Here is a 21,041-nt window from a genome sequence, read left to right as displayed (position 1 = left end):
CGGCGGCTCCTGCCCGGGAGCCGCCGTCGCGCGTTCTCCGGGGAACTGTCGGTGGCCGCGGCTAGCGTGCCCGGCGTGCCACCTGCCGGAGTGAAGTCCCGCCCTGCCCACCGCTGCACCGAGTGCGGCTACGCCTCGGCGAAGTGGGTCGGGCGCTGCCCCGAGTGCCAGGCCTGGGGCACCCTGCAGGAGCTCGGCGCCCCGGCCACCGGGCTGCGGGCCGTGTCGGCCGGGCAGGTGAGCGCGCCGGCCCGGCCGATCGCCGAGGTGGAGCTCGCCGGCGCTCGCGCGGTGCCCACCGGGATCGCCGAGTTCGACCGCGTGCTCGGCGGGGGTCTCGTGCCGGGTGCGGTGCTCCTCGTCGCCGGGGAGCCCGGGGTCGGCAAGTCCACGCTGCTGCTCGAGGTGGCCCACCGGGTCGCCGCCGCCGGAGGGCCCACGCTGGTGGTCTCCGGCGAGGAGTCGGCCGGGCAGGTCCGGCTCCGCGCGGAGCGGATCGGCGCCCTGCACGACCGGCTGTACCTCGCGGCCGAGACGGAGCTGTCCGCGGTGCTCGCCCACGTCGAGGCGGTCAACCCCTCGCTGCTGGTGCTCGACAGCGTGCAGACCGTCCGCTCCCCTGCCGTCGAGGGGACTGACGGCGGTTCCACGCAGGTCCGCGCCGTGGCATCGGCCCTGACCGGCGTCGCGAAGACCCGCGGCATGACCACGATCCTCGTGGGGCACGTCACGAAGGACGGCGCCATCGCCGGACCGCGCACGCTCGAGCACCTCGTCGACGTCGTGGTCTCCTTCGACGGCGAGCGGCACTCGACGCTGCGCATGGTCCGGGCCACCAAGAACCGGTTCGGCCCGGCCGACGAGATCGGCTGCTTCGAGATCGGGGACAGCGGGGTCGTGGGCGTGCCCGACCCGTCGGCGCTCTTCGTGTCGCGGCGCAGCGACCCGGTGCCGGGCAGCTGCGTCACCGTCACCCTGGAGGGCAGCCGGCCGCTGCTGGCCGAGGTGCAGGCCCTCGTCGCCAGCACGAGCGGCGGCGGCTCGCCCCGCCGGGCCGTCAGCGGCCTGGACTCCCAGCGGGTGGCCATGGTGAACGCCGTGGTGGAGCGCCGTGGCCGGGTCAAGCTGGCCGACGCCGACGTGTTCGCCGCCTCCGTCGGCGGGGTGCGGATCGCCGAGCCGGCCGCCGACCTCGCCCTGGCGCTGGCGATCGCCTCCGCCGCCAAGGACACCCCGCTGCCGGCGGGGCTGGTGGCCCTCGGCGAGGTCGGTCTCTCGGGGGAGATCCGCCGAGTCGGCGGCACCGGCCGCCGACTCGCCGAGGCCGCCCGCCAGGGGTATCGCGTGGCCCTGGTCCCGCCGGACGCCGGCGCCGCCCCGGCCGGCATGCGGCTGATCGAGGTCCCCGACCTGGGGGCGGCCTTCCACCGCATGTTCTGAGCCCGTAGGGTTCCGTATGCGGACGGTGCGCACCGACCGCCCCCCCGAGCGTGCCCGGTCGGTCACACGGGTACGTAGACTCGGATGCCGTACCACTCGACCGTCAGGAGACCTCGTGCCCGCCGCCGTGGACCCCGACATCGCCTTGCGCGAACTCCTCGGCCGCATCGCTCCCGGCACGGCGCTGCGCGACGGCCTCGAGCGGATCCTGGCCGGCCGCACCGGAGCGCTGATCGTGCTGGGGTACGACCGGGTGGTCGAGTCGATCTGCACCGGCGGGTTCGCGCTGGACGTCGCGCTCTCGGCCACCCGGCTGCGCGAGCTGGCGAAGATGGACGGCGCGGTCATCGTCTCCTACGACGGCAGCCGCATCGTCCGGGCCGGCGTCCACCTCATGCCCGACCCGACCGTCCCGACCGAGGAGTCGGGCACGCGGCACCGCACCGCGGAGCGGGTCGCCGTGCAGACCGGCTTCCCGGTGATCTCGGTGAGCCAGTCGATGCACATCATCAGCGTGTACGTGGCCGGCCGGCGGTACACCCTCGAGCACCCGACGACGATCCTCGCCCGGGCCAACCAGGCGCTCGCCGCGCTGGAGCGCTACAAGCTGCGGCTGGACGAGGTCGCGAGCACGCTCTCCGCGCTCGAGATCGAGGACCTCGTGACCGTGCGCGACGCGATGAGCGTCAGCCAGCGGCTGGAGATGGTGCGGCGGATCGCCGACGAGATCGAGGGCTTCGTCGTCGAGCTCGGCACCGACGGCCGGCTGCTGGCCCTGCAGCTCGACGAGATGCTCGCCGGCGTCGAGGAGGACCGCGGGCTGCTCGTCCGCGACTACCTCCCCGCCGGTGGCCGGCGGACCCGCACGATCGACCAGGTGCTCACCGATCTGCGGGCGCTCACCGCCACGGAGCTGCTCGACCTCTCCGCCGTCGCCCGCTGCTACGGGCTGCCCACGTCGCCCGACGCCCTCGACTCCCCGGTGAGCCCGCGGGGATACCGCCTGCTCGCCCGGGTGCCCCGGCTGCCCGCGGGCATCATCGACCGGCTCGTCGAGCACTTCGGGGGTCTGCAGAAGCTGCTGGCCGCCACCATCGAGGACCTGCTCGCCGTGGAGGGCGTCGGGGAGGCCCGGGCGCGCGGCATCCGCGAGGGGCTGTCCCGGCTGGCCGAGACCTCCATCCTCGACCGCTACAGCTGAGAGCCTCCCCTCGCACGCTCGGGGCGGGCCCGGAAGGGGGCCCTACTGGAGGCTGATCGGGGCGTCGCCGGACACCTTGGTGTCCAGGCGACCGCGGAGCACGTAGCTCCCCGGCGCGGGCGTCACCCGCGGCGCGGTGCACGTCGGCTCGCTGGTGAGCCCGCCCCACTGGACCGGGAAGACCACCGGCTCCCCGGGGACCAGCGTGCGCTGGTCGCTGCTGCTCTCGGGAAAGCAGTCGTTGCTGCCCCAAACCCGGGCCCCCGCGGCGTCGACCATCACGAGCTCCTGCAATTGCTTGTCCAGCGTCCGCACGCAGGGGACCGGCGAGGTGTTGACCACCACGAGCTCGAACGTCGGCTTGGCGCCCACGGCGGCCGCGCCGGGAGTGCGCACCTCCAGCCCCAGCATCTCGTCGGTGCACGGCCCGCCCGGGGTCGGCCCTGCCGGGACCGGCGGCTCGCTCGGTGGAGCCGTGGTGGCGGGCGTCCGGACCCCGGAGATCGCGGGCACGACCTGCTCCAGCGCCGGCGGTCCGGTCTGCGCGGCCGCGGTGGTGGACGAGCCGGCGGACCCGCTCTCCCCGCTACCGGGCACCAGGGCCAGCACGAGCCAGACCAGCCCGCCCAGGAAGGCCAGCAGGAGCACCAGCACGGTCAGCCGGCGCCGCCAGTACACGCCCGCGGGGAGCGGGCCGACCGGGTGCAACACGCCGGGAACGCTAGTGCGCCCGGTCGGGGCTGGTCCGCTCGGCACGCCGCGTCGCACGCACGGCAGACTGGACGCCCGTGACCGGGCCGTCCTCCCCCACCGCCGCCCCGGTCGGCGAGCTGATCGTCGACTGGTACGCCACCGCCGCCCGCGACCTGCCCTGGCGGACGCCGGAGGTCGACCCGTGGGCCGTCCTCGTCAGCGAGGTGATGCTCCAGCAGACCCCTGTGGCGCGCGTGGAGCCCGTCTGGCGGTCCTGGGTGGCCCGGTGGCCCACCCCTGCGGACCTGGCTGCCCAGCCGCCCGCGGCGGTGATCCGGGCGTGGGGGAAGCTCGGCTACCCCCGCCGGGCGCTGCGCTTGCGAGAGGCCGCCATCGCGATCACCGAGCGGCACGGGGGCGTGGTCCCCTCCGACGTCGCCGAGCTGGAGGCGCTGCCCGGGGTCGGCACCTACACCGCCCGCGCCGTCGCCTGCTTCGGGTACGGCCGGCGCCAGCCCGTCGTCGACACCAACGTGCGCCGGGTGGTGGCGCGGCTGGTGCACGGCCGCGCCGAGGCGGGCAACGCCCGAGCCGCCGACCTCGCCGACGTCGCCGCGCTGGCGCCGGAGGACGACGAGCGTGCCGTGCGGTTCTCCGTGGCTGTGATGGAGCTGGGCGCGCTGGTGTGCGTCGCCGGCACGCCTCGGTGCGGCGCGTGCCCGGTGCGCGAACGTTGCGCGTGGCGGCTGGCCGGGGCACCGCCGCACGACGGGCCGCCCCGGCGGGTGCAGAAGTTCGCCGGCACCGACCGGCAGGTGCGCGGCCGGCTGCTCGACGTCCTGCGGGCGGTGCACGGACCCGTCGATGCCGCAGCGCTCCAGCCCGCGTGGGACGACGCCGTCCAGCGGTCCCGATGCCTGGACTCGCTGCTGGCCGACGGCCTGGTCGAGCAGACCGAGGACGGCCTGTTCACGCTCCCCGGCTGAGGCGATGATCAGGTGACCCGACCGTGGAGCGTCCTCCCTCACGGTGTGCGCCGAGGGAGGACGCTCGATGATCAGGGCCCTGATCGTGGTCGCACAGCACCGCACCGCACTGCACCACCGGCGGAGCGCGGCCGGAAGCGGGACGGGGCCAGGACACGCGACAGGGCCGCCCCCACCTCGCGGTGGGAGCGGCCCTGCCGGTCGTGCCGGGTGCTACTCGGCGGCCGCCGCCGGACCGTCCTCGTCACCCTCGGCGCCCGAGAGGGCGACCGGCGGGGTGTCGGGCAGGTCGATCGGCTTGGCCTCGCCGCGGAAGGTGAACTTCTGCGCGGGGCCCTCCGCGTCGTCGACGTCCACCACGATGATCTGCCCGCTGGACAGCTCGCCGTAGAGGATCTTCTCGCTGAGCGCGTCCTCGATCTCGCGCTGGATGGTGCGACGCAGCGGTCGGGCACCCAGGACGGGGTCGAAGCCGCGGGCGGCCAGCAGCTTCTTGGCCGCGGGCGTGATCTCCAGCGCCATGTCCTTGTTCGCCAGCTGGCCCTCCACGCGGCTGACCATCAGGTCGACGATCTGGATGATCTCCTTCTCGGTCAGCTGGTGGAACACGACGATGTCGTCGATGCGGTTGAGGAACTCCGGCCGGAAGTGCTGCTTGAGCTCCTCGTTGACCTTCAGCTTCATCCGGTCGTAGTTCGACTGGTCGTCGTTACCGGCCTGGAATCCGAGACCCACGGCCTTCGAGATGTCGCGCGTACCGAGGTTCGTGGTGAGGATCAGGATCGTGTTCTTGAAGTCCACGATCCGGCCCTGACCATCGGTGAGGCGGCCGTCCTCGAGAACCTGCAGCAGCGTGTTGAACACGTCCGCGTGCGCCTTCTCGATCTCGTCGAAGAGGACCACCGAGAACGGCTTGCGCCGCACCTTCTCGGTCAGCTGGCCGCCCTCGTCGTAACCGACGTAACCGGGAGGGGCACCGACGAGGCGGGACACCGTGAAGCGGTCGTGGAACTCACCCATGTCGATCTGGATGAGCGCGTCGTCCTCACCGAACAGGAACTGCGCCAGCGCCTTCGCCAGCTCCGTCTTACCGACACCCGAGGGGCCGGCGAAGATGAACGAGCCACCGGGACGGCGCGGGTCCTTGAGGCCCGCCCGCGTGCGCCGGATCGCCTGGCTGACGCTCTTGATGGCCTCTTCCTGGCCGATGATCCGCTTGTGGAGCTCGTCCTCCATGCGCAGGAGACGGGAGGTCTCCTCCTCGGTGAGCTTGAAGACGGGGATGCCGGTCCAGTTGGCCAGCACCTCGGCGATCTGCTCGTCGTCGACCTCGGCGACGACGTCCATGTCGCCGGCCTTCCACTGCTTCTCGCGCTCGGCCTTCTCGCCCAGCAGCTGCTTCTCGGTGTCGCGCAGCGACGCGGCCTTCTCGAAGTCCTGCGCGTCGATCGCCGACTCCTTCTCGCGGCGGACGGCCGCGATCTTGTCGTCGAACTCGCGCAGGTCCGGCGGTGCGGTCATCCGCTTGATCCGCATCCGGGCACCGGCCTCGTCGATCAGGTCGATCGCCTTGTCCGGCAGGAAGCGGTCGGAGATGTACCGGTCGGCCAGCGTCGCGGCGGCGACGAGGGCGCCGTCGGTGATGCTGATCCGGTGGTGCGCCTCGTAGCGGTCGCGCAGGCCCTTGAGGATCTCGATCGTGTGGGCCAGCGTCGGCTCGCCCACCTGGATCGGCTGGAAGCGGCGCTCGAGCGCGGCGTCCTTCTCCAGGTGCTTGCGGTACTCGTCGAGCGTGGTGGCACCGATGGTCTGCAGCTCACCGCGGGCCAGCATCGGCTTCAGGATGCTGGCGGCGTCGATCGCGCCCTCCGCGGCACCGGCCCCGACGAGGGTGTGGATCTCGTCGATGAACAGGATGATGTCGCCGCGGGTGCGGATCTCCTTGAGGACCTTCTTGAGGCGCTCCTCGAAGTCACCGCGGTAGCGGGAGCCGGCGACGAGCGCGCCGAGGTCCAGCGTGTAGAGCTGCTTGTCCTTCAGCGTCTCGGGCACCTCGCCCTTGACGATCGCCTGCGCCAGCCCCTCGACGACGGCGGTCTTGCCGACGCCGGGCTCGCCGATGAGGACCGGGTTGTTCTTGGTGCGCCGCGACAGCACCTGCATGACCCGCTCGATCTCCTTGGCCCGCCCGATGACCGGGTCGAGCTTGGAGTCGCGCGCGGCCTGGGTGAGGTTGCGGCCGAACTGGTCGAGGACCAGGGAGGTCGAGGGGGTGCCCTCGGCCGGGCCGCCGGCCGCGGCCGGCTCCTTGCCCTGGTAACCGCTCAGCAGCTGGATGACCTGCTGGCGGACGCGGTTGAGGTCGGCGCCGAGCTTCACGAGGACCTGGGCGGCGACGCCCTCGCCCTCGCGGATCAGGCCGAGCAGGATGTGCTCGGTGCCGATGTAGTTGTGGCCGAGCTGCAGCGCCTCGCGCAGCGACAGCTCCAGCACCTTCTTCGCCCGCGGCGTGAAGGGGATGTGACCGGACGGCGCCTGCTGGCCCTGCCCGATGATCTCCTCCACCTGCTGGCGGACGCCCTCGAGCGAGATGCCGAGGGACTCCAGGGCCTTGGCGGCGACACCCTCACCCTCGTGGATCAGGCCCAGGAGGATGTGCTCGGTGCCGATGTAGTTGTGGTTGAGCATCCTGGCTTCTTCCTGCGCCAGGACGACCACCCGTCGGGCTCGGTCGGTGAACCGTTCGAACATCTGCTGCTTCTCCTCTGACCGGCTGGTCCGGCACTGCCCTCCCCGTTCTGGGAAGGAGCACCCGACGTCCGTCGGCGCGCGGGGGCACCGGTCTTTCCACTGTAGTCGCGGACCACGCCGCCCCGTCGTCGTCCGACGGCGCGGTGGATGGCTGCCCGGTGCAACGGGCCCCCGTGGTGCGGTGTTCCTCCGCCGTTACGCCGTCAGCGGACGGCGGCGCGCCGTCCCCTGAGACGCCACCGAGCCCGGCCCCCCGAGGGGAACCGGGCTCGGTGAGTGGATGGAACGGCCCCCTCGCAGGGTCCCGGTGCGAGCGGGGCGAGTGCCGGGGGCGAGCAGAAGGACCTCGTCCCTCTCAGCCCTCGCGGGCTCGGGCCGAGCCCCCGGACGAGGCCGTCAGTGCGCGGCCTCGTAGGCCTCGACGACGCTGGCCGGGATGCGGCCGCGGTCGCTGACCGCGTGCCCGTTCTTGCGGGCCCAGTCGCGGATGGCGCCGGCCTGCTCGCGGTCCATGCGACCGCCACCACCGGTGGCGCGGGAACGACCGCCCCCGGAGGAACGGGTGCCACGACCCACCTTGCGCGCCGCCGAGATGTACCGGGCGAACGCGTCGCGCATCTCCTGGGCGTTCTTCTCGGCCAGGTCGATCTCGTACGACGTGCCGTCCAGGGCGAAGCTGACGGTCTCGTCGGCCGGGAGATTTTCGTCGAGGTCGTCGCTCAGGATGACCTGGACCTTGCGCGCCATTCGTTCCTCGCTATTCGCTGCAGCCCGGGGGCTGGACGGAAATAGCACCCGACGGGTGCGGCGCTCATTACAGCACGAATGGCCGCCAACAGGAAATGGCTGCGCGATCATTTCCCCGAGAGGGCTGATCTGGATACGGGGGGATCAGGAACTGATTGGCCGGACCAGCGGAAACAGGATGGTCTCCCGAATTCCGAGACCGGTGAGAGTCATCATCAGCCGGTCCATACCCATTCCCACTCCGCCGGTCGGCGGCATGCCGTACTCGAGGGCCTCGAGGAAGTCCTCGTCGAGCACCATCGCCTCGGGATCACCCGCCGCGGCCAGCAGCGCCTGCTGGGTGAACCGTTCCCGCTGCACGACGGGGTCGACCAGCTCGGAGTAGCCGGTGCCCCGCTCGACGCCGCCGATGTAGAGGTCCCACTTCTCGGCGACGCCGGGATCCGTGCGGTGCGCCCGGGTCAGCGGCGAGGTGTCCACCGGGTAGTCCATGACGAACGTGGGCTCCTGCAGCGAGGGCTGCACCAGCGCCTCGAAGATCTCCTCGACCACCTTGCCGTGGATCCAGGCCGGGTCGATGCCCACCTCGTGCCGCTCGGCCAGCGCCCGCAGCTGCTCGATCGGGGTCTCCGGGGACACCGGCTCCCCGACCGCCTCGCTCACCAGGTCGAACAGGCGCACCTGCCGCCACTCCCCCGACAGGTCGAGCTCGGTGCCGTCGTGGTGGCGGGCGACGTGGTCGCCGAACAGCGCCGCGCAGCTCTCCTGGACCAGTTCGCGGGTGATGACGGCGATGTCCTGGTAGTCGAGGTAGGCCGCGTAGAACTCCAGCATCGCGAACTCCGGCGAGTGCGAGCTGTCGGCTCCCTCGTTGCGGAAGTTGCGGTTGATCTCGAAGACCCGGTCCAGCCCGCCGACGATGCACCGCTTGAGGAAGAGCTCCGGCGCGATGCGCAGGTAGAGGTCGAGGTCGAAGGCGTTCATGTGGGTGCGGAAGGGCCGGGCCGCAGCACCCCCGTGCACCGTCTGCAGCATCGGCGTCTCGACCTCGATGAACTCCCGCCGGGCCAGCCCCGCGCGCAGGGTGGACATGACGGTGGCCCGCTGCCGGACGGTGCGGCGGGCCTCGTCGCGCACGATGAGGTCGACGTAGCGGCGGCGCACGCGCAGCTCCTCGCTCATCGGCTTGTGCGCCACCGGAAGCGGGCGCAGCGCCTTGGCCGTCAACTGCCAGGAGTCGGCGAACACGGAGAGCTCCCCGCGGCGCGACGTCCCGACCTCGCCCTCGACGAAGACGTGGTCACCGAGGTCGACGTCGGACTTCCAGGCGGCCAGCGCCTCCTCCCCCACGCGGTCGCGCGACAGCATCACCTGCAGCTCGGCGTCCCCCTCGCGCAGGGTGGCGAAGCAGAGCTTGCCGGTGTTGCGGAAGAAGATCACCCGGCCGGTGACGCCGACGCGCTCGCCGGTCATCGTGTCCGGCTCCAGGTCGGGGTGGCCGGTCCGGACCGCGGCGAGCGTGGTCGTGCGCGGGACGCGGACCGGGTAGGGGTCGACCCCCGAGTCGCGCAGGCGGTCGAGCTTGGCGCGCCGGACCCGCATCTGCTCCGGCAGCTCCTCGCCGCCGTCGTCGCCGCCCGTCCCGTTCGGTCCCACGTCCGTCACGGGAGCCCAGCCTACGGGGCGGCCGGGCGCCGCTCGGCGACCTGCTGCCGCTGGAACGCCAGGCGCAGCCCGTGCACGGTGAGGTCGGGCTCGCGCTCGCCGATCGTGCGGCAGCTGTCCACGAGCAGCGGCGCCAGCCCGCCGGTGGCGACGACGACCGGCGCGGTGCCGAACTGCGCCACCAGCTCGGCCGAGATGCGGCCGACCAGCCCGTCGACGAGACCGGCGAACCCGAGAACCAGCCCCGACTGCAGCGCGGCAACCGTGTTCTTGCCGATCGCGTGCGGCGGGCAGCTCAGCTCGACCGACCGCAGCTGGGCCGCGCGGCTGGCCAGTGCGTCACGGCTGACCTCGACCCCGGGGGCCAGGGCGCCGCCGAGGAACTGCCCGTCCGGGCCGACGGCGTCGACGTTGGTGGAGGTGCCGAAGTCCACGACGACCACCGGACGGCGGCCGCCGTCGGGTGCCCGGCCGAACAGCTCGCCGGCCGCCAGGGCGGTGACCACGCGGTCGGCGCCGACCTCGCGGGGGTTGTCCACGTGCAGCGGGACGCCGGTGCGCACGCCGGGCCCGATCAGCACCACCGGCACCTCGAGGGAGTCCAGCAGCTGGCGCAGCGCCGGCAGCAGCGCGGGCACCGTCGAGCAGGCGGCGACGCCGGTGACCTCGGTGCCGCGGAGCAGGCCGCGCCACAGCATCCGCAGCTCGTCGGCGGTGGCGCGGGGCGCCGTCGTCACCCGCCAGGACCCGACCCTCCGCTCGCCGTCGAAGGTGGCGAGGACGGTCTGGCTGTTGCCGACGTCGACGGTCAGCAGCACCGGGTCACCGGATCGGGACGCCGAGGTCGCTGCGCTGCTGGTCGGTGGCCCCGGGCACGGGCGCCGACGGGTCGCCGCCGAGCTCGACGACGCGGTTGGCACCGTCGACGTGCACGACCTTGGGGATGTAGCTCTTGGCCTCGGTCTCGTCCATCACGCCGTAGCTGATGAGGATGACCATGTCGCCCGGGTGCACCAGGTGCGCGGCGGCGCCGTTGATGCCGATCACGCCGGTGCCACGCTCGCCGGGGATGACGTAGGTCTCCAGGCGGGCGCCGTTGGTGATGTCGACGATCGCGACCTGCTCACCGGGCAGCAGGTCGGCGGCGTCGAGGAGGTCCTCGTCGACGGTCACCGAGCCCACGTAGTGCAGGTCGGCCTGGGTGACCGTCGCACGGTGGATCTTGGACTTGAGCATCGTGCGCATCATCGGGGGCCTCCCAGTCGGACTGCCGTGTTGTCGAGGAGTCGGGTGCTGCCCGCGCGGACGGCGACGAGCAGCCGGGCGGGGCCGGCGGCCGGCGCCGGTCCCAGATCGGTATCGGTCAGTTCCAGGTAGTCCTGGACCAGGTCGGGGGCCTCGGCCAGGACGGCGCGGGCGGCGGCCAGGACGGCGCCGGGTCCCTGCGGGCCGGCGGCGGCACCTGCGTGCAGGGCGTGGCTCAACGTCGCGGCGCGGGCCCGCTGTTCCGGGGAGAGGTAGCGGTTGCGGCTGGACAGCGCCAGCCCGTCGTCCTCGCGGACCGTCGGGACGCCGACCACCTCGACGCCCAGCGCCAGCTCCCGCGACATGGCGCGGATGAGGGTGAGCTGCTGGTAGTCCTTCTCACCGAACAGGGCCAGGTCGGGGCGCACCAGCCCGAACAGCTTGGCGACGACGGTCAGCACACCGGCGAAGTGGCCGGGCCGCACCGCGCCCTCGAGCACCGAGCCGAGCGGACCCGGGTCGACGGTCACCCCGGCGGCACCGGGCGGGTACACCTCCTCGACCGGCGGGTGGAAGACGACGTCCGCGCCCTCCTCGGCCAGCGCGGCGAGGTCGGCGTCCCAGGTGCGGGGGTAGCGGTCGAAGTCCTCGCCGGGACCGAACTGCGTCGGGTTCACGAACACCGAGACGACGACGCCGCCGGCCCGTTCGCGCGCGGCCCGGACCAGCGTGCGGTGCCCCTCGTGCAGCGCCCCCATGGTGGGCACCAGGGCGACGGGGCCGGGCAGCGCCGCCACCAGCCGGCGCAGCTCGGCGGCGGAGCCGGCGACGGCGGGACGGTTGCCGGTGGTCATCGCGAGCCCGCGGTGTCGTCGTGCCGCGCGGCGGCCAGGACGTCGAGCACCGGCGCCGCCTCGTGGCTGCGCAGCCGGCCGGCGGCCACGGCCCGCCCGGCGGTCCGCTGCGCCATGGCGACGTAGGCGGCGACCGACCCGGGGGCGCGCTCGCCCAGGGTCCGCAGGTGGTGGGCGACGGTGCCGGCGTCGCCGCGGCTGACCGGCCCGGTGAGCCCGCGGTCGCCCCGGCGCAGGCCGTTGTCCAGGGCAGCGCTGAGCAGCGGGCCCAGCACGCGCGCGGGCTCGGCCACCCCGGCGGTGCGCAGCAGCTCGGCCGCCTCGGCCACGAGCGTGACCAGGTGGTTCGCGCCGGTGACCAGCGCCGCGTGGTACAGCCCGCGGTCGGCCTCGGCGACGAAGAACGGCTCACCGCCCATCTCCAGCACCAGCGTCTCCGCGACCGGGCGGTGCTCGGGCCGGCTGGTGACGCCGAAGGGCGCGCCGTCGAGCCGGTCGCTGTCCTCGGCGGCGCCGGTGAAGGTCATCGCCGGGTGCAGCGCGAGGGCGAGCACCCCGGCCTGCTCGGCGGGGGCCAGCACGGCCAGCCCGTGCGCCCCGGAGGTGTGGAACACCAGTTGCCCCGCACGCCAGGCACCGGTCTCGGCCAGCCCGGACACGAGCCCGGCCAGGGTGTCGTCGGGCACGGCGAGGACCACGAGGTCGGCGGCGGCCACCACCGCGTCGGCCGGCAGCAGGGGGACGCCGGGCAGCAGGCGCGCGGCGCGCTCGGCGGAGGCGGCGGACAGGCCGGAGGCGGCGACGACGTCGTGGCCTGCGGCGGCGAGCGCGGCACCCAGGACGGCGCCGACGCGGCCGGCGCCGATGACGCCCACGCGGAGGCGGGCGGGCGCGTCGGACGCGCGGGCGTGCGTGCGGGCGGGGCCCAGCAGCGAGCGGACGGTCCTGCGGGCAGCAGGCATCGGTGCACCTCTCGTTCCAGTCCCAGGCGGGTACCGGACGTCGGGGACGATCCCCGGGAGGATCGCGGTGGTCGTGCGGGGCGGAGCTCCGGCCCGGCGTCCGCTGCAACCGTTCCGTGTCACGCGGGCGTCGTGCCGATGGCGAGTGTGTGACGCCCGCGCGGCCGCCGCAACGCCTCGCTGCTGTGTCCTGGCTCACGCACCTCCGGTGCACCCGCCCGCAGCGCGGTGCGCGCGCCGCCCTACCGTGACGGCCGGCACATCGGCGAGGGAGGCAGCGTGCACACGTTCGAGGGAAAGACCGCACTGGTCACCGGAGGAAGCCGCGGCATCGGCCTGGGCATCGCCCGGAGCCTGGTGGAGCGCGGCGCCCGGGTGGTGCTCACCGCCCGGAAACCCGACGCGCTGGCCGAGGCGGTGGAGTCGCTGGGCGGGCCGGAGGTCGCCGTGGCGGTGGCGGGCAACGCCGGCGACCCGGAGCACCGGGCGACCGCGGTGCGCACCGCGGTCGAGACCTTCGGCAGCCTGGACGTGCTGGTGGGCAACGTCGGCATCAACCCGGCCTACGGGCCGCTCATGGATCTCGACCTCGACGCGTGCCGCAAGATCCTCGACACGAATGTCGTGGCCTCGCTCGGCCTGGTCCAGGAGGCGTGGCGCGCGTGGATGTCCGAGCACGGCGGCTCGGTGCTGTTCGTCGCGTCGGTGGCCGGGCTGCGCTCCTCCCAGGAGATCGGCGCGTACGGGGTGAGCAAGGCGGCCCTGATCAACCTGACGACCCAGCTGGCGGTGGAGCTCGCCCCGAAGGTGCGGGTGAACGCGGTCGCCCCGGCCGTGGTGAAGACCCGATTCGCCGGCGCGCTGTTCGAGGGCCGGGAGGCCGAGGTCGCGGCGGTCTACCCGATGGCGCGCCTGGGCACGCCGGAGGACGTCGGCGAGGCCGCGGCCTACCTGCTCGGCGACGGCGCGGGCTGGGTCACCGGCCAGACGCTCGTGCTCGACGGCGGCGGCCTGTCGCGGGGACCGCGCTAGGGCTCAGCGGCCGAGGACCCGGGCCAGGACGTCGTCGCTCTCGCCGTCCTCCCGGTACCGCCGCCGGCGACGGCCGCCCGAGGCGGGGCTGACCCCGTTCTCGGCCAGGATCTGCTCGAGGCGGACGGGCGTGGCCGGGCGGTCCGCCTCCTGCGGCGCCGTCCAGGTCGGCGTCACGGCCGGCTGCGCGGTGGTCGGGGCGAACTCGGCGGCGACCGGCGACTCCGCCACCTCGTCGGTGCGCCGGCGGCGCGGCGCCTCCTCGGCGCGGGGCGGGGCGGGCGGCTCGACGAGCGACCGGGCGGCCAGCCACTCCAGGGGCGTCTGCGGCGGGGTGGCCTCAGGGGTGGGCGGCAGCGTGGCGGACGGCGTGACCACCGGGGAGTGCACGGTGACCGGCGGCGGGGGCACGTCGGGGCCGCGCCGCTGGGCGCGCGAGCCGAGGTGGGGGTCGTCCTCGTGCGCCGCGGCGCGCTCGTGCCGACCGAGACCCGAGGGGGCCGGCGGGCGCCCCGGCGCCGGGGGACGCACGGGCGGCGGGGGCGGCGCGGCGGCGCGGACCGGTGACGGGGCGGTCGTGGCCGGCGGGGCGACCGCGGACCACGCGCTGGTCCGGACCTGCTCGAACTGCTGGGTCGGGCGCGGCTCGTCCAGCCGGATCGCCGGCCATCCCCCCGTGAGCTCCCGCGGCGGGGCGTCGTCGCTCCACGTCGCGCCCTCGAGGGTGCGGGCGGAGCCGTCCAGCCGGCTGGCCTGGGTGCGCATCACGATCCGCTCGACCAGCATCTCGCTGGACAGCTGCTCGGCGAGCTCCGCCCGCAGCCGGCCCATGTCCTCCCGCAGCGCGCCCAGCTGGCCGAGCTCGGCCCGCAGGCCCGTCAGCGCGGCGACGTCGTCCCGGAGGGCGGCCACGCGGGCCACCTCGTCGCGCAGCCCGCCGAGGGCGGCGACGTCCCCGCGCATACCGGCGACGCGGGCGACCTCGTCTCGCAGCCCGCTCAGCGAGGCGATCTCCCCCCGCAGCGCGTCGAGCTCGTCGCGCATCGCGTCCTCGGCCTCGCGGCGGAGCTCGTTCTCCAGCTCCAGCTCGTACTCGCGGCGCGCGGCCACCTCGCGCTCCAGCTCCAGCTCGTAGGCACGGCGCAGCTCGGCCTCCCGGGCCACGGCGTGCGCCCGGTCGGTGCCGCGCCGACCGGCGGCGAAGGTCGCCAGCACGAAGGCCCAGGCGACGGCCACGACGGCGATCCGCAGCAGCTGGGCGTCGTCGGTGAGGAACACGGCGAGGGTGGCGCCGACGGCGAGCACGAAACCACCGGCCTGCAGCAGGGTCCGGGTGCCAGGGAGGGCGGGGCCGCGGGCGGCGTCGTCCTCGCGGCGGGGCATGGCACCCAGCGTAGCGACGTGTGGCGCTCACCGGGAGGAAGCGCACCCGTGCCCACAGTGGTCCCAGGTGCCACAGTGGCGGCGTGACCCTCTCGCTGCTCGACTGGCGCCGCCGCGTGGCGGCCCTGCACGCCGACGTCCGGGCCCACGCAGATGCCGAGCAGGGCTGGCTGCGGTGGCGGGAGGGCCGCGACGAGCTGTTCGCCGACCACCCGCAGTCGCCGCTGGACGCCTCGGGGCGGGCGGCGTTCCGCGGGCTACCGGTGGCGCCGTACGACCCGGCGCTGCGGTTCGAGCCCGCGCTGGAGCCGGCGGCGCGGCGGCGGCTGGAGATCCCCACCGCAGCCGACGGCGTCGTCCCGCTGGACCGGATCGGGACCGTCGCCCTGCCCGGCGTCGGCCGCCTCGACGTCTGGTGGGTCGCCGTCTACGGGGGTGGGGTCTTCCTGCCGCTGCGCGACGGCAGCGCGGGCGGGGCGACCTACGGCGGTGGGCGGTACCTGCTGGACACGGTGAAGGGCGCCGACCTCGGCGGCGACGGCGGGCGGCTGGTGGTCGACCTCAACTTCGCCTACCACCCGTCCTGCGCCTACGACCCGCGCTGGTCCTGCCCCCTCGCGCCCGAGGGCAACCGGGTGGCGGCGCCCGTCGCCGCCGGGGAGCAGCTGCCCCCCGGCGGCTGGTACTGAAAGGACCTCGTGCCTCTCACCCCTCGCAGGCTGGGGGCGAGCCTCCGGGCGAGGCCACCGCCCGCGAGGGGTGGGGAGGACGGGGTCCTCCTACTGGGCGAGGAAGCCGGCGGAGCTGAAGACCAGGCCGATGGAGACCTCGCCCTGCTCGATGGCGGCGCGGGTCAGCGGGCCGCCGGCGTCCAGCTCGCGGAAGTCGGCGAACTCCAGACCGTAGGTCTCCTCCAGCCCGGGCTGGCAGAACGGCCGGGTGGGGCACTCGGCCGGGCCGCCGAGGATCAGCGACCCGTCGCCGCACGCCTCGGCCAGCTCGGAGAGGGTGGTGACGCCGAGCCCGTCCGCGAAGGCCTGGGTGACGGCGAACGCGTTCTGGTCGGCGGCCTCCGACGGCTCGCCGAACACCAGGCCGTTCTCCGCCGCCAGCGGCTCGAGCGCCGCCACGGTCTCCTCGACGTCGCCGCTGGCCACCTGGTTGGCCTCGTCGCCCTCGAGGAACTCGGTGGCGGTGGCCAGGTACTCCGGGAAGACCTGGATCTCACCGTTGATCAAGGCCTGCATGTAGAGCTCGCGGTTGCCGACCTCCTGGACGGTCGCGTCGAAGCCCGCGAGCTGCAGCACGTCGGCGTAGATGTTGGCGAGGATCGACGACTCGGGGAAGTTCGCCCCGCCGACGGTGATCGCCCCGCTGCCCTGCTCGAGGGCGGCGGCGTCGATGTTCCCCTCGACCCAGCCGGCCGCGACGTCCTCGGCGCTCTCCCGCTGCACCTCCACCGCGGCGTTGAGCTGGATCAGCTCCTCGGTCGTCATCTCGGCGGAGACCTGGTCCAGCGCCGGGAGCAGCGCCGGGTTCGCCTGGGCGGCCTGCGCGTTGACCGCCGGGATGATGTTGTCGGCGTTCTGCAGGTCCTGGTCGTCCTCGAGGACGACGAGCTGGTCGCCGGCGACCGGGGCGCAGGCGTCGCCGGAGGCCTGGCCGCCGCCGGCGTCCCCGCCGCCGGTGCCGGAGGAGCCCGACTCCCCGCAGGCCGCGGTCAGCGCGACCGCGAAGACGAGTGGAGCCAGGGTCTTGATGCGTGCGCGCATGGTTGGACGCCCCGCCTTCTGTGTCCCGTGCCGGATCGGCACGCGTGTCTGGCGGGAGGATTCCCGCGGGCCCCATCGAACCGTCCCGTTGTGCACGACGCAATGCGGCCCCCGCCCGCGGGAGCTTCGTCACCGACGTGTGATCACTGGGGGACGCCGGTGGCGGTCAGCTCCGGCTCGCCGTGCACGGTCCGCCGCCTGCCCGGCACGAGGGGCAACCGCCGCGGGCCGGGTCGCACCGCCCAGGTGAGCGCCACGAGCACCAGCTCGGTCAGCAGCGCCAGCGCCGCGATGACGATCGCCCCGGCGATGATCAGCCCGTAGTCCTGCTGCCCGAAGCCGAGGTTGACCACCCGCCCCAGGCCGCCCCCGCCGACGAGTGCGGCGAGCCCGGCCGTGGCCACCACCTGCACGGCGGCGGTGCGCACGCCGGTCATCACCAGGGGCAGCGCGAGCGGCAGCTCCACCCGGCGCAGCACCTGGCCGCGGGTCATGCCCATGGCCCGCGCCGCCTCGCGGACGTCACCGTCCACACCGCGGAACCCGACGTAGGTGTTGGTGAGGATCGGGGGGAAGGCGAACACCGCCAGGGCGATCGCCGTGGCCCGGTTGCCGAAGCCGATCGGGCTGACCGCGAAGAGGGTGAGCAGCGCCAGCGTCGGCACCGCCCGGCTCACGTTCGAGAGGACGACGACCGCTCCCCCGCCCCGCCCGCTGGTGCCCAGCGCGATGCCCAGCGGGAGGGCGAGGGCCAGGGCGGCGAGGACGGCGACCCCGGAGACGGCGAGGTGCTCCAGCAGCAGGTCCAGCAGCCCGCCGGGCCGGGTCCAGTTGAACGGGTCGTTGAGGTAGACGACCGCGTCACCGAAGCCGGTCACGACCGCACCCTCGCCCACGGGGTGAGCAGCCGTTCGGCGCCGGCGAGCAGGAGGTCGGCGAGGAGCGCCAGGAGCACGCAGCCGACCGCCCCGGTGACGATCTCCGCCCGGTAGAAGTTCGAGTTGAAGCCGCCGAAGATCAGCTGCCCGAGCCCGCCGTGGCCGACCAGCACCCCGACCGTGGTGAGCGCGACCGTGGAGACCGTCGCGATGCGCAGCCCCGCCATGAACGCCGGCAGCGCGAGCGGGAGCTCGATCTGCCAGAACAGCCGGAACCGCCCGTAGCCCATGCCCTGGGCCGCCTCGCGCACGTCACCGGGGACGCCCTGCAGCCCGGTCAGGAAGTTGCGCACCAGGATCACCAGCGAGTAGACGACCAGCCCCACCAGGACCGTCGTCGCCGTCAGCCCGGTGAACGGGAAGATCAGCGCGAACATCGCCAGCGACGGGATCGTGTAGACGATCGAGGAGAAGCCCAGCACGGGCGCGGCCAGCCACCGGACGCGGCGGGCAGCCAGCGCCAGCGGCAGCGCGATCAGGGCCCCGATGACGACGGCGGCGACGGTCAGCCTGACGTGCTCGCCCAGGTACCGCAGAATGGTGTCCCAGTTCTCGACCACGTAGGACGCGTCGAACCACGGGTTCGGCGCCGCGTCCGCGGCAAGGACCGCGGACGTCCCCGCTCCAGCGCTCAGCACCGGGCGCTCACCAGGAGGACCACCCCGTGGACGCTACTGCGCACACTCCCCCGTCCGCGAGCGCGTCCGGCGAGGCGGCGGGGATCCGGCTGGAGGGCGTCAGCAAGGTCTACGCCGACGGCACCGTGGGGGTGGCGGAGCTCGACCTCACCTTCGCCGCCGGTGAGCTGACCGTCCTGGTCGGCCCCTCCGGCTGCGGCAAGACCACCACGATGAAGATGATCAACCGCATCATCGAGCCCACCACGGGCCGCATCGTCATCGGTGACGACGACGTCACCCGCGCCGACCCGGTGCAGCTGCGCCGCCGCATCGGCTACGTGATCCAGAACGTCGGGCTCTTCCCGCACCAGACGATCCGCGCGAACGTCGGCACCGTCCCCCGGCTGCTGGGCTGGGGCAAGGAGGAGATCCGGGCGCGGGTCGACGACCTGCTCGCCACCGTGGGCCTGGACCCGGCGGTGCACGGCGACCGCTACCCCGGGCAGCTCTCCGGCGGGCAGCGGCAGCGGGCCGGGGTGGCCCGCGCGCTCGCCGCCGACCCCCCGGTGCTGCTGATGGACGAGCCGTTCTCCGCCGTCGACCCGGTGGTGCGCGAGCGGCTCCAGTCGGAGTTCCTGCGGCTGCAGTCGACGGTGCGCAAGACGATCGTCTTCGTCACCCACGACATCGAGGAGGCCGTGCGCATCGGTGACCGCATCGCGGTGATGAGCCACGGCGGCCGGGTCGAGCAGTTCGCCTCGCCGGCCGACCTGCTGGGCCGGCCGGCGAACGACTTCGTGGCCGACTTCGTCGGCGCCGACCGCGGCCTCAAGCGGCTGGCCGTGACCGGGATCGACGCCGAGGACCTGGAGCACCCGCCGGTGCTGCACGCCCAGGACGGCCTGGCCGACGCGCGGGCGGCGCTGCAGCGCTCCGGGGCGCGGTGGGCCGTGGTACTCGACGACGCCGACCACCTGCACGGCTGGCTGTCGCTCGACCGCGCCCGCGGCACCGGCACCGTCGCCACGGCAGCCCGCCGCATGGAGGCCTGGGTGCCGCGTGAGGCGTCGCTGAAGACGGCGTTCGCGACGATGCTGCAGCACGAGGCCGGCTGGGTCGCCGTGCTCGACGGCGACCAGTTCCTCGGCGTCCTCACCCCCGAGTCGCTGCACGCGGCGCTGCGCCGCTCGGTGGAGGGTCGGGTCCCCCAGATCGCCGGCGCCACCTGCGGCTAGCGGGGCCGGTCCTCCAGCAGCGGGCCGGCCACCCGGTACCGGGCGGTGACGAACGAGCCGTTCACCGCGGCCTGCACCAGCTCGAGGTCCAGCCGCCGCGGCAGGAGCGGCCGTCCCGCCCCGAGGGTCACCGGCGCGATCGAGACCACGACCTCGTCCAGCAGCCCGGCCTCGGCGAACTGGCCGGCCAGGTCTCCCCCGCCGACCACCCAGAGCTCGCGGTCCCCCGCCGCGGCCGTCATCTCCGCGTGCACGGTGCGGACGTCGCCGGAGGTGAACCGGACGTCGCCGCCGGCGGACGGCAGCTCCCGGTGGGTCATCACCCAGGTCGGCAGCGTGAAGGGCCACCCGTTCCCGGCGGCGGCCTCGTGCGCGAGGACCCACTCGTAGGTCGTCGACCCCATGACCAGGGCGCCGACCCGGGCCATGAAGGCGTCGAAGCCGAGGTCCCCGGCGTCGCCCTGCTCCTGGCGGAAGAGCCACTCCAAGGAGTCGTCGGGGTCGGCGATGTAGCCGTCGAGGGTGGTGGCGGTGTGGTACGTCAGCACGAGGTGCCTCCCGGTGTCCCGCCGCGGCGTGCGCGGAGCCAGAGGATGGGGTCGCCGGTGCCGGCGTCGTGGCCGGCGGTCCGGAACAGGTGCCGCACCAGCTGGCGCCGGTGGGCCGAGTAGGTGAGCACGTGGGCGACGACGCTGCTGAGCACGAAGCTCTCCGGCGGGTCGCAGAGGGCGTCGACCAGCCGGTCGTCCCAGCCGCCCCGGCGGTCGATCTCCCGCACCGTGGCCAGCCACCGCGGGGCGACCGCGTCGTGCCGCGCCAGCAGCGCGGCGGCGTCGGGGGCGTCGGCCCGCCCGGGCAGGTCGCGGCCCTCGATCGAGGCGAGCCAGACCTCCAGCGAGAACACCAGGTGCTCGAGCAGGGCCTGCACCGATTCCTCCGGGCCGTCCCACGGTTGCACGACCAGGCCGGGCAGCCGCCGCGCGCGGAACTCCTCCGCGGTCAGCCCCTTCGCCACGTCGATGAGGTACCGGGTGTCGTCGAGGTCGTGCGCGACCAGCTGCTCGGTGAGCGGGTTCATCGCGTGCTCCGTGCTCTGCACCCACAGGGAGGTGGGCGGGTGGAAGTGGATGCCGTTGGGCGCCGGCAGCCAGTGCCCGGACCCCGCGTCGACCGCGCTCGGCGGGCGGCCGTAGGCGCGGGTGAAGGCCCGGCTGAAGCCCTCCACCGACTCGTAGCCGGCCGCCCACGCGGCGTCGGTGACGCTGCTGCCCTGCTGCAGCTGCCAGGCGGCGCGCTCCAGCATCACCCGCCGGCGCATCGCCACCGGCGCCTCACCGGCGTCGCGGGAGAGCGTGCGGCTGAAGTGGAACGGCGAGGCGTACGCGTCGCCGGCCATCTCGGCGAGGGTGTGGTTCCCCTCGTCCAGCACCGCGTCGAGCAGCTCGCGGAGCCGGTCACGTCCCGTCATGCGTCCAGGGTGCTGGTCCGGCGGGCCCGGTGCTTGACCGTTCTTGCGC

The 21,041-nt window shown here is 74.3% G+C and carries 20 protein-coding genes; 6 read left to right on the top strand and 14 right to left on the bottom strand.

Annotated elements, in window-relative coordinates; all coding sequences use genetic code 11:
• Positions 1-75: 75 nt before the first annotated feature.
• The gene (gene radA / locus ACI79W_RS16375; protein ID WP_456563150.1) at positions 76-1,440 is read left to right on the top strand and encodes a DNA repair protein RadA; all 1,365 of its coding nucleotides are present in this window, start codon (positions 76-78) and stop codon (positions 1,438-1,440) included.
• A gap of 115 nt (positions 1,441-1,555) precedes the next feature.
• Positions 1,556-2,641, top strand: a complete 1,086-nt coding sequence (gene disA / locus ACI79W_RS16370; RefSeq protein ID WP_456563149.1) for a DNA integrity scanning diadenylate cyclase DisA — start codon at positions 1,556-1,558, stop codon at positions 2,639-2,641.
• Between the two features lie 42 nt (positions 2,642-2,683).
• On the opposite strand, the gene ACI79W_RS16365 is transcribed toward disA, so the two are convergent.
• Positions 2,684-3,352, bottom strand: coding sequence for a MucR family transcriptional regulator (locus ACI79W_RS16365; RefSeq protein ID WP_456563148.1), 669 nt, complete (start codon positions 3,350-3,352; stop codon positions 2,684-2,686).
• A gap of 77 nt (positions 3,353-3,429) precedes the next feature.
• Here ACI79W_RS16365 and ACI79W_RS16360 point away from each other — a divergent pair, with 77 nt between their 5' ends.
• Entirely contained in the window at positions 3,430-4,320 is an 891-nt protein-coding gene (locus ACI79W_RS16360; RefSeq protein WP_456563147.1) for an A/G-specific adenine glycosylase, read from the top strand.
• A 213-nt stretch (positions 4,321-4,533) separates the two neighbouring features.
• Here ACI79W_RS16360 and ACI79W_RS16355 read toward each other — a convergent pair whose 3' ends face one another.
• The 7 genes from ACI79W_RS16355 to ACI79W_RS16325 form a co-directional block, all read right to left on the bottom strand.
• Positions 4,534-7,071, bottom strand: a complete 2,538-nt coding sequence (locus ACI79W_RS16355; RefSeq protein ID WP_456563146.1) for an ATP-dependent Clp protease ATP-binding subunit — start codon at positions 7,069-7,071, stop codon at positions 4,534-4,536.
• Positions 7,072-7,467: 396 nt separating this feature from the next.
• Positions 7,468-7,818 (bottom strand): histone-like nucleoid-structuring protein Lsr2, encoded by a 351-nt coding sequence (locus ACI79W_RS16350; RefSeq protein WP_091929349.1) that lies wholly within the window; start codon positions 7,816-7,818, stop codon positions 7,468-7,470.
• 144 nt (positions 7,819-7,962) lie between these two features.
• On the bottom strand, positions 7,963-9,483 hold the full coding sequence (gene lysS, locus ACI79W_RS16345; protein ID WP_456563145.1) for a lysine--tRNA ligase: 1,521 nt from the start codon (positions 9,481-9,483) through the stop codon (positions 7,963-7,965).
• An 11-nt stretch (positions 9,484-9,494) separates the two neighbouring features.
• Positions 9,495-10,301 (bottom strand): type III pantothenate kinase, encoded by an 807-nt coding sequence (locus ACI79W_RS16340; protein WP_456563144.1) that lies wholly within the window; start codon positions 10,299-10,301, stop codon positions 9,495-9,497.
• A 4-nt stretch (positions 10,302-10,305) separates the two neighbouring features.
• A complete protein-coding gene (gene panD / locus ACI79W_RS16335) occupies positions 10,306-10,728 on the bottom strand; it encodes an aspartate 1-decarboxylase (RefSeq protein WP_456563143.1) in 423 nt (140 codons plus the stop codon).
• The gene (gene panC / locus ACI79W_RS16330) at positions 10,728-11,582 is read right to left on the bottom strand and encodes a pantoate--beta-alanine ligase (RefSeq protein WP_456563142.1); all 855 of its coding nucleotides are present in this window, start codon (positions 11,580-11,582) and stop codon (positions 10,728-10,730) included. The genes panD and panC overlap by 1 nt, the downstream gene beginning before the upstream one ends.
• Positions 11,579-12,544 (bottom strand): Rossmann-like and DUF2520 domain-containing protein, encoded by a 966-nt coding sequence (locus ACI79W_RS16325; RefSeq protein ID WP_456563141.1) that lies wholly within the window; start codon positions 12,542-12,544, stop codon positions 11,579-11,581. The genes panC and ACI79W_RS16325 overlap by 4 nt, the downstream gene beginning before the upstream one ends.
• Before the next feature lie 279 nt (positions 12,545-12,823).
• On the opposite strand from ACI79W_RS16325, the gene ACI79W_RS16320 reads away from it, so the two are divergent.
• The gene (locus ACI79W_RS16320) at positions 12,824-13,576 is read left to right on the top strand and encodes an SDR family oxidoreductase (protein ID WP_456563140.1); all 753 of its coding nucleotides are present in this window, start codon (positions 12,824-12,826) and stop codon (positions 13,574-13,576) included.
• Positions 13,577-13,579: 3 nt separating this feature from the next.
• Here ACI79W_RS16320 and ACI79W_RS16315 read toward each other — a convergent pair whose 3' ends face one another.
• Entirely contained in the window at positions 13,580-14,959 is a 1,380-nt protein-coding gene (locus tag ACI79W_RS16315; protein WP_456563139.1) for a DUF6779 domain-containing protein, read from the bottom strand.
• An 83-nt stretch (positions 14,960-15,042) separates the two neighbouring features.
• Here ACI79W_RS16315 and ACI79W_RS16310 point away from each other — a divergent pair, with 83 nt between their 5' ends.
• A complete protein-coding gene (locus tag ACI79W_RS16310; RefSeq protein WP_456563138.1) occupies positions 15,043-15,648 on the top strand; it encodes a DUF1684 domain-containing protein in 606 nt (201 codons plus the stop codon).
• 90 nt (positions 15,649-15,738) lie between these two features.
• Here the strand turns inward: ACI79W_RS16310 and ACI79W_RS16305 are convergent, their stop codons facing one another.
• From ACI79W_RS16305 to ACI79W_RS16295, 3 genes are all read right to left on the bottom strand, one after another.
• Complete coding sequence (locus ACI79W_RS16305) at positions 15,739-16,731, bottom strand: glycine betaine ABC transporter substrate-binding protein (protein ID WP_456563137.1); 993 nt, start codon at positions 16,729-16,731, stop codon at positions 15,739-15,741.
• Between the two features lie 143 nt (positions 16,732-16,874).
• Positions 16,875-17,609: an ABC transporter permease gene (locus ACI79W_RS16300; protein WP_456563136.1), complete on the bottom strand. Its 735-nt coding sequence runs from the start codon at positions 17,607-17,609 to the stop codon at positions 16,875-16,877.
• The gene (locus ACI79W_RS16295; RefSeq protein ID WP_456563135.1) at positions 17,606-18,307 is read right to left on the bottom strand and encodes an ABC transporter permease; all 702 of its coding nucleotides are present in this window, start codon (positions 18,305-18,307) and stop codon (positions 17,606-17,608) included. The genes ACI79W_RS16300 and ACI79W_RS16295 overlap by 4 nt, the downstream gene beginning before the upstream one ends.
• Positions 18,308-18,333: 26 nt before the next feature.
• On the opposite strand from ACI79W_RS16295, the gene ACI79W_RS16290 reads away from it, so the two are divergent.
• The gene (locus ACI79W_RS16290) at positions 18,334-19,524 is read left to right on the top strand and encodes an ABC transporter ATP-binding protein (RefSeq protein WP_456563134.1); all 1,191 of its coding nucleotides are present in this window, start codon (positions 18,334-18,336) and stop codon (positions 19,522-19,524) included.
• On the opposite strand, the gene ACI79W_RS16285 is transcribed toward ACI79W_RS16290, so the two are convergent.
• Together ACI79W_RS16285 and ACI79W_RS16280 are read right to left on the bottom strand one after the other, a co-directional pair.
• Positions 19,521-20,072: a dihydrofolate reductase family protein gene (locus ACI79W_RS16285; protein ID WP_456563133.1), complete on the bottom strand. Its 552-nt coding sequence runs from the start codon at positions 20,070-20,072 to the stop codon at positions 19,521-19,523. The two genes, ACI79W_RS16290 and ACI79W_RS16285, sit on opposite strands and share 4 nt — an antisense overlap.
• Positions 20,066-20,992: a helix-turn-helix domain-containing protein gene (locus ACI79W_RS16280; protein WP_456563132.1), complete on the bottom strand. Its 927-nt coding sequence runs from the start codon at positions 20,990-20,992 to the stop codon at positions 20,066-20,068. The genes ACI79W_RS16285 and ACI79W_RS16280 overlap by 7 nt, the downstream gene beginning before the upstream one ends.
• Positions 20,993-21,041: the final 49 nt, after the last annotated feature.

The sequence above is a fragment of the Blastococcus sp. SYSU DS0533 genome, from assembly GCF_054050775.1.
This window is presented reverse-complemented; position numbering and strand designations above follow the sequence as displayed.